Here is a 7,869-nt window from a genome sequence, read left to right as displayed (position 1 = left end):
GAACCCGCCCAGCCCGCCCGCGCGGGTCGGCGCGGGCAGCAACGCGATCACCGCCGCGGCCCCGATGCAGGCCGCGAAGTAGCCGTAGCCGGTGGCCACGCCAATCCAGGCCGCCGCGGCGGCGCCGGGGAAACCGACGACGGCCAGGGTGTGTCCGGCGAAGCTTTCCTTGCGCAGCACCATCACCCAGCCGACAATCCCGGCGACGATGGCGACGACGGTGCCGGCGCGCAGTGCGGTGACCATGAACGGGTAGGCCCAAATCTGTTGCACATCAGTGATCAGATTCCAGGTCAGCTGTGGATTCATTCACGCCCTCCTGCGGTTTGCGCGGGAGGAGCGTCGGTTTGGCCGACGACGAACAGGCGCCCGGCCCCGTCGCGGAGCACTTCAATCGGGATGCCGTAGAGCGCGCTGAGCTTATCGGCGGTGATCACCTCCTCGGGCGTTCCGCTCACGGCTGACCCGCGGGCGAGGTAAATAACGCGATCCAGGTAGGGGAGGATCGGGTTCACGTCATGGGCCACCATGACCACCGCGACGCGTTCTCGGCGGCAGATGTCGCGCACCAGGGCGCTGATCCCGGCCTGGCTCGGCACGTCGAGGCTGTCGAGCGGCTCGTCGAGCAGTAGCAGTTTCGGCTGGCGAATCAGGGCCTGCGCGATCAGCAGCCGCTGCTGTTCACCACCGGAGCAGCGCCCGATCGGGCGCCGGGCATAGTCGGTGGCGCCGACCACCTCGATGACGTGTTCGAGCCGTCGCTGCCGTTCCGCGAACCGTCGCGGGGCCAGCAGCCGGCTCAGCCACGGTACGGGCGTTCCCCAGCGGGCGCCGTCGAATCCTAGGGATACCACGTCGATCCCGCGGATGCGCACGCTGGCGTCGAAAGCGCGCCGTTGCGGCAGATACCCAATCCGGTGGCTGCGGCGGCCGGGGCGCGCGCCGAGCACCTCAACCGTGCCGTGCGACGGTGTGAGCCCGAGCAGCACCTTCAGCAACGTCGACTTCCCGCAACCGTTAGGTCCCAGCACCGCGACGAATTCCCCGGCGGCGACTTCGAGGGACATATCCGACCACACCGTCGTCCCGCCGACCACGGCTGAGGCGTCGCGCATCCGGACGGCGGTCCCGTCTGCAACTGGCGCTAGGCCAGCCTGCTGGCTGGCATGGCCGGGGACGGTGCTGGTCATCTATTTTCCTGTCGCAGCATGCAGAGCGTCGGCTAGGCCAGACAGCTGGGTTGATTGCCAGTCTTGAAATAACGCGTTCGCCGGCGACAATGTTTCCGTCACGGTAGTGACTGGAATGCCCTGTTTCTTGGCTGCGTCGACCTGGGCCTGCACATCGGGGTTGCTGTTTTGGCTGTTTAACACGTATACCTTGATCGCCTTTGTGGCGATCTGCTGGTCGATGGTCGCCTTGTCGGCCGGCGACGGATCGGTGCCCTCACTGATCGCCCTGAGGAATTCGGGTGGCGTGATCAGGTTCAGCCCCAACGAATCCGAGAGCGGGGAGAAGATTGATTCACTGGCACCGACTGACGTCCCGGCGTACTTGGCTTTGATACTGGCGATCAAGCTGTGGTAGTTGGACAGGCCCTGGTTGAGGAACTGCTGGTTCTGCTGATCGAAGTATCCCGAGTCATTCGGGTCTGCTTTCTTGTATGCGGCGGTGATTGCGTTGGCCACTTTGGTGAGCGAGTCGGGCGAATACCACTGGTGCGGGTTGCCGCCCCCGGCAACCCCGACGGTATCGCCGACATTGATCACTATGTGTTGCGGATTCGGGTCGGACGCAAGCATTTTCTCGGCCCAGACGTCGTAGCCGATGCCGTTTTCAACGACGACCTTCGCGTCGGCAACCTTACGGGCATCGGCGGCCGACGGCTCATAGCTGTGGGGGTCGGTGTCGGGATTGGTGATGATGCTGTTCGCCTGCACCCTGTCACCGCCCAGCTGTGAGGCGATACTGCCCCACGCGTTAATCGTCACGACAACCGCGAGTTTGGAGACGGTGCCCGTGCTGCTCGTGCCACCGGGTCCGGATCGCGGTGCTTTGCTGGCGCTACACGCAACCGCGCCCAGAAGTACCACAGCCACACCCATCGCTGCCCATATCGCCGCCTTACGCCGACCAGATTGGCCTTTCACCGGACATCTCCACGGCCCATTATTGAAAACGATTTCCATTATTTTGCGTGAGAGTAGCACGCGATGCGACGTTGAGGAACGGCTGATTTCTCTACAGCACATTCGTGAAGTTCCCCTGGGCACACCAAATCCGAGGGGCGCAGAGCGACATTGCTTGAGGAGGGCCATGCGCCATGCGCCGCTGTGGGGTGCCGATGCCGAGGAGTCATCGGACCTGTGGTCCAAGCGATCTCGCTTAGCAATTAGCACCAGTGCCTCCCGAACTACCCGCTACTATCCGGCCGCCGGCGGACGTGCCACAAAGCCGACGCGAAGGCCATATTGGGGCATGGCACGGCCCTCGCCGCGGGGACCCATGTGCCCCGGCAGCGGTATTGAGGATGCGCCTGCCGTGCCTGGCGCGGACGGCGCCTTCACCGATGTGCTACCGGGCGGCGTCGCCAGCGGGGTTTGCGGCGGCGCGCGGGTAGCCCAGGTTTGTGGTACTGACAGCCGACCGACGAGGTCTCCCCTGCCCGCGCTGGCCGTCACGGAGTCGACCAGCACCACTCGGCCCGGCGGAGTGTCCGGCGGGCCGACGGCTACGCCCGTTACGCCCTCCGCGGCTCCGGACGCGCCTGTGGCAGCCTCCTGATTGACGCTGAGGAAGTTGGCCGCAGTACCTGCGTATCTGGCCGGCATGTAAAAGCCCGAAGCGAAGACGGTGTTCCAGATCTGGGCGTTGGGTCCGAAGTTGTTCCACACGAAGCCAATTGGAGTGGTCGAATCGGAAAGTTGCTGCAGGATGGATTCTCCGATGCCAGCCGGGCCGGCCAGAGTCTGTACGGTGGCGGGCATCGCCGGTATAAGCTGCGCAACCGTGCTTTGCCCGGTGCCCGCCGAGGTTGCCGCAGCACGGCTTACCGCATCCAACTGTGCCGGTAGCCCGGCGGGATCGGTAGTCTGCCGAGGCGCGCGGAACGGCGTCAGTTGCCCGGCGATCGCCGAGGCAATCGCATAGCCATGCATGGCGGCGGCGTCCTGGGCCCACATTTCGGCGTATTGCGCCTCCGTTGCCGCAATCGCCGGGGTGTTCTGGCCGAAGAAGTTAGTGGCGATCAGCGCGATTAGGTGAGCCCGGTTAGCGGCAATCACCGGGGGTGGCACTGTGGCGGCGAACGCGGCCTCGTATGCCGCAACGGCCATCTCGGCATGAGCAGCGGTCTCCTCCGCCTGCGCCGCGGCGCTGCTCAGCCATCCAACGTACGGCGCGACCGCGGCCGTCATCGAGGCCGATGCCGGGCCGTGCCATGCGTGGCCGGTCAACTCCGTAAGCACCGAGCTGTAACCGAGCGCGGTGGCTCGCAGCTCAGCGGCCAGACCATTCCAGGCACCTGCGGCAGCTAATAAAGGGCCCGCTCCGGCCCCCGAATACATGCGACCCGAGTTCACTTCGGGAGCAAGCGTGGCGAAATCGAGCAGCATGCTCACTCGTTGGCCTCCTCCCTTGTTGCTGGGCGGTCTCAGGTGGCGCGTCGGCGCTGGCGCGCAGAGGGGCAGATGGTGAAGTGCGTTCCGCGGCCCGTTAACCCGCTGAGGGTGGGCGTGTAACGACGGCGGGTTTGAAGCCGTATTGGGGGGGCGCATGGCGGCCGAATCCGCGGCTGCCGCCCATCGGCACCCCGGGCATGCCCGCTGCTGCCATTGCCGGTGGCGGAGCCACCATCGGTGTGGCGTTTATCGCCGAGGACATCTGGGGCGCGGCCGCTGTCCAGCTCGCTGGTACCGTGAGCCCCCCGACCTGCGGCGCCGCACCCAGGCCTGCCGACACTGCGTTGCCTACAGCCCCCACCCCGCCCAGCGGGGCGGTTGCGGTCGCCTGCGTTGCGCCCGCGGCAGCCGCTCCCTCTGCCGCACCGGCCGCATCTGCTGCCGCGCCACCCGCGCCTTGACCCGCTTGGCTCATGAAGTCGGCGGCGGTGCCCAGGAAGTTGCCCGGCATGTAGAAGCCGGACGAAAAGATAGTGTTCCAAATATTGGCGTTGAGCCCAAAGTTGTTCCACATGAAGCCGATCGGAGTGGTCGAATCGGCGAGTTGGTCCAGGATCGACTGTCCGGTGCCGATCGAGGCAGTCGGAGCGGCCAGGCTCTGCAAGCTGCTGGGCACCGAGGTCGTCAGCTTTGACAGCGCGCTTTGCGCGCTGCCCGCCGAGGTGGACGCGGCCTTGGTCACGGCCAGCGATTGCCCCGTCACCGCAGCGGGGTTGACGATCGGTTGGGGCGGGGCAAACGTGGTCAGCTGGCTGGCCACCGCCGACGATCCGGCATAGCCGTACATCGCGGCGGCGTCTTGGCTCCACATCTCACCGTATTGGGCTTCGGCGGCCGCGATCGCCGGCGTGTTGACCCCCAAGATGTTGGTAGCGATCAGGGACGCCAGCTGGGCGCGGTTGGCAGCAATGGCCGGGGGCGGCACCGTAGCCGCGAATGCGGCCTCGTAGGCCGCCGCAGCGGCCTCGGCATTGGTGGCCGTCTGTTCGGCTTGCATCGCGGTGATGTTCATCCACTCCACATAGGGCGCAGCCGCGGAAGCCATCGCATCGGACGCCGGACCACGCCATTCATCGTCGGTCAGCGCCGAAAGCACCGCACCGTACGACAGCGCCGTGGAGCGCAACTCAGCGGCCAAACCCTTCCAAGCCGACGCTGCCGCCACCATCGAGGCAGAACCCGACCCCGAATACATCCGAGCCGAGTTGACCTCAGGGGGAACCATCGCGAAGTCGATCGTCATCATTAGCTCCCGCTTAACTAATTGCAGTGGTGGAGAAGCCTTCGGCAGGCAGATAGGGCCGTGTCGAAAGCACACTGAAAAGCGCCGCGACGACAAGCATCTGGTCAAACACCGAGGGGTTTGCACGTAGCTCGACTGGATGACGGCGGTGGTGAGCACAGCCCGGGATGCGCAGCCCATTGTCGAGGCGAGCGCCTCCGGCTGGGCGGGGCTCACCGTCGCCAACCGTGCAGGCCTCGGGTTGGGTGGCGACCGGCACATCGGCGATGGGGCACACCGGAGTCTTCATTGCCACCCCTATTGAAAACCATTGTCATCTGGACGGGCCTACCGTACCGCCCGGGCGCTGCGTTGTCGAGAACGATTTTCATTGTCATGTAGAGGCTGCCGAGGGGCTATTCCGGTCCACGGGTCGCTCCGCAGCCAGTTCGACGCTCGCGCGCGAGAAGCAGCGCTGCTCCAGTCCGCTTGGCGGTATAGCGGTCCCACGATGATCGCCTCGGGTTTCCAGTCAGCCATTGGCAGCGTGCGCGCTTCGAGATATAGGAATGGTGTCGGTGCCGCAGGATCCGATGCTGTAGCGGTCGCGCTACATAATGGGACGGTGGCGACACAGAGGTTGGGGCGCGGACTAGGCATCGGGTCGTCGGAAGTGCTGGTATGCATTCTGCTCGCGTGTGCCCTCTCTACGACCATGTTGCGGAACGCGGTCTTTGGCAGTCAGGCATTGTCGACCGCGGGCACGGTGTTCTGTGGGGTGTTCGTGCAAGCGGTTCCGTTCCTTGCACTCGGGGTGGTAGTCAGCGGGTTGATCGCGGTGTTTGTCTCACCGGAGCGCTTGGCGCGCTGGCTGCCGCGTCGTCCCGCGGTGGCGGTATTGGCCGCCGGTGTGGGTGGGGCGGCGTTGCCGGGCTGTGAATGCGGGTCGGTCCCGGTGGCGCGGCGATTGTTCGGCGAAGGAGGGGCCACAGGGGCCGCGGCTTTGACGTTCATGTTGGCGGCGCCGGCGATTAACCCGGTGGTACTAGTGGCCACCGCGGTGGCGTTTCCCGGTGCGCCCAGGATGGTTTTTGCGCGGCTGGGGGCGTCCTTGCTGACTGCGGTGATCATGGGCTGGGCATGGTCACGTTGGGGCCGCACGGAGTGGATCACCCGCCGGCTACCCGCTCCAGAGGTTCAGACCCAGTCACGTTTGGTGGTGTTCGCTGAGGCGGCCCGTCACGACTTCCTGCAAGCCGCATCGTATTTGGTATTGGGTGCCGCCGCAGCCGCGATGCTTCACGTGCTGGTGCCGCGGTGGGTGTTCGAACATTTGGCGGCACACCTGATCCTTGGCGTGGTGGTGATGGCCGGCCTGGCGGTGGTTCTGGCATTGTGTTCGGAGGCCGACGCGTTCGTCGCCTCGAGCATGACGATGGTGCCGCTACTCCCGCGGCTGGTGTTTCTGGTCGTGGGACCGGCCGTTGATGTGAAACTGTTTGCGATGCAGGCGGGCATGTTTGGCCGCGCTTTTGCGGCCCGCTTTTCCCCCGCCACGTTGCTGGTTGCAATGGCGAGCGCGTGCGCTGTCGGACTTGTCGTTCTCGGTGGTCGGTAAGTGAGCCGCGAAACAGAGAACATAGTTCTCCTGCTAATAGGCATTAGCATCGCCGTGATCACCGTGTCGGGCGCGTTCACCCGCTACGTCAAGCCGGGACTACTGCCGTGGCTGGCCGCATCCGCGCTGCTGCTGATTGCGTTAGCGCTTGTGGCGATCATCGGCGATATCCGGCGCGGAGGACCGCGACCCAGTGATCACAGCGAGACACACTCCCACCGCACAGGCGTCGTGTGGCTGCTCGTCGTTCCTATCTTGGTCTTGATGGTCGTGGCGCCGCCGGCGCTGCGGCCCTCAGCCGCTGCCCCGTCTGTGCCCGCCGGGTCGCAGGTTGTTCTGAATCGGTTTCCATTTGCTCCGCTACCGCCGGGCAATGCCCCTGAGGTGCCGCTCCCGGAGGTACTAAGGCGCGAGGTCCAGGACTCCACCGCTTCGTTGACCAATCGGTCGATCACCGTGACCGGCTTCGTCCTTAACGAGGCCCAGGGCGTGGATCTTGGTCGCATCGTCATTTACTGTTGCGCCGCCGACGCCCAGCTGGCCCGCATCCATCTGCGCGGCCCGGCCGCCCCACACGCCGCCGGCCTGCCTGACAACACCTGGCTTCGGGTCGAGGGCCAAGTCAAACCCCTCACCGGGCAACCGAATTACCTCATGATTCCGACGCTGGAAGCCACCAAGGTCACGCGCATCGATACCCCGGCCAACCCTTACGACTACCCCCATTGATGGAGCCCACTTCAGGTAACTCATCGTGAAAGCCAGATTGGCGGCGACGGTCAGGGGTTGTCGCACCACCGCGACGTCGGCCTCCCACCGACGGGCCGAACCCTCAATATCGGTGAACAGGAACGTCACAACCCCAGAAGGTGGTCCCCCTGCGGACACCCGCACAGGATGTCACACCAAGCCCACTACCACCCAGCAAACCGCTGCTGACCTTCGAGACTGAGTCGTCTTTCGAGGCAGCCTTCATTTCTCCGCGACGCGCTAGATGCAGCGCCGAAAGCGCTTTCGATACAGCGATGGTTGGATCAGATGCCTCGTCAGCGTGAAGCACTCGCTATGACATAGCCCTCGCTGATTGCATTGCTCTCCCCCCAATGCCGGGCGGAGAGGGATGCATACCCTCATTAGCGATGTCGTGAAGGAACTTCTGCTCAGCGAGACTGTGAACGCCCGGAGGCGATCCTGGATAGGACGGCTGTGGGTCGGCCCCCGCCGGGACCGGGACGGAAACGCGGCAATGCCTCGATGACGAACAGGATTAGCGGCGGGCCAAAGACACCGATGCCAAATTTTGTGCACCTAGTCATTAAGCCTCCCCCGGCAAATCAGCCCCAAGCCCC

The 7,869-nt window shown here is 65.1% G+C and carries 7 protein-coding genes; 2 read left to right on the top strand and 5 right to left on the bottom strand.

The window, feature by feature from the left end; genetic code table 11:
* From A5753_RS00045 to A5753_RS00025, 5 genes are all read right to left on the bottom strand, one after another.
* On the bottom strand, positions 1-309 hold a 309-nt coding region (locus A5753_RS00045; RefSeq protein WP_197694541.1), incomplete at its 3' end, for a metal ABC transporter permease.
* Entirely contained in the window at positions 306-1,190 is an 885-nt protein-coding gene (locus A5753_RS00040; protein WP_082971096.1) for a metal ABC transporter ATP-binding protein, read from the bottom strand. The genes A5753_RS00045 and A5753_RS00040, both read right to left, overlap by 4 nt.
* Positions 1,191-1,991 (bottom strand): metal ABC transporter solute-binding protein, Zn/Mn family, encoded by an 801-nt coding sequence (locus A5753_RS00035; protein ID WP_231989941.1) that lies wholly within the window; start codon positions 1,989-1,991, stop codon positions 1,191-1,193.
* Between the two features lie 432 nt (positions 1,992-2,423).
* Positions 2,424-3,620: a PPE family protein gene (locus A5753_RS00030; RefSeq protein WP_304441429.1), complete on the bottom strand. Its 1,197-nt coding sequence runs from the start codon at positions 3,618-3,620 to the stop codon at positions 2,424-2,426.
* A 94-nt stretch (positions 3,621-3,714) separates the two neighbouring features.
* Complete coding sequence (locus A5753_RS00025; protein ID WP_067121668.1) at positions 3,715-4,923, bottom strand: PPE family protein; 1,209 nt, start codon at positions 4,921-4,923, stop codon at positions 3,715-3,717.
* Positions 4,924-5,617: 694 nt separating this feature from the next.
* On the opposite strand from A5753_RS00025, the gene A5753_RS00020 reads away from it, so the two are divergent.
* Together A5753_RS00020 and A5753_RS00015 are read left to right on the top strand one after the other, a co-directional pair.
* Entirely contained in the window at positions 5,618-6,520 is a 903-nt protein-coding gene (locus A5753_RS00020; protein ID WP_369829276.1) for a permease, read from the top strand.
* The gene (locus A5753_RS00015) at positions 6,521-7,249 is read left to right on the top strand and encodes a TIGR03943 family protein (protein ID WP_067121651.1); all 729 of its coding nucleotides are present in this window, start codon (positions 6,521-6,523) and stop codon (positions 7,247-7,249) included.
* Positions 7,250-7,869: the final 620 nt, after the last annotated feature.

This window comes from Mycobacterium sp. 852002-51971_SCH5477799-a, assembly GCF_001667145.1.
Taxonomy (GTDB): Bacteria; Actinomycetota; Actinomycetes; order Mycobacteriales; family Mycobacteriaceae; genus Mycobacterium.
Note: the sequence above shows the minus strand (reverse complement) of the source record. Positions and strands in the feature narration are given on the sequence as shown.

Coding starts and splice junctions, on each gene's coding strand:
- A5753_RS00040 (WP_082971096.1), bottom strand. CDS start 1,190: ATGACCAGCACCGTCCCCGGCCATGCCAGCCAGCAGGCTGGCCTAGCG.
- A5753_RS00020 (WP_369829276.1), top strand. CDS start 5,618: ATGTTGCGGAACGCGGTCTTTGGCAGTCAGGCATTGTCGACCGCGGGC.
- A5753_RS00025 (WP_067121668.1), bottom strand. CDS start 4,923: ATGACGATCGACTTCGCGATGGTTCCCCCTGAGGTCAACTCGGCTCGG.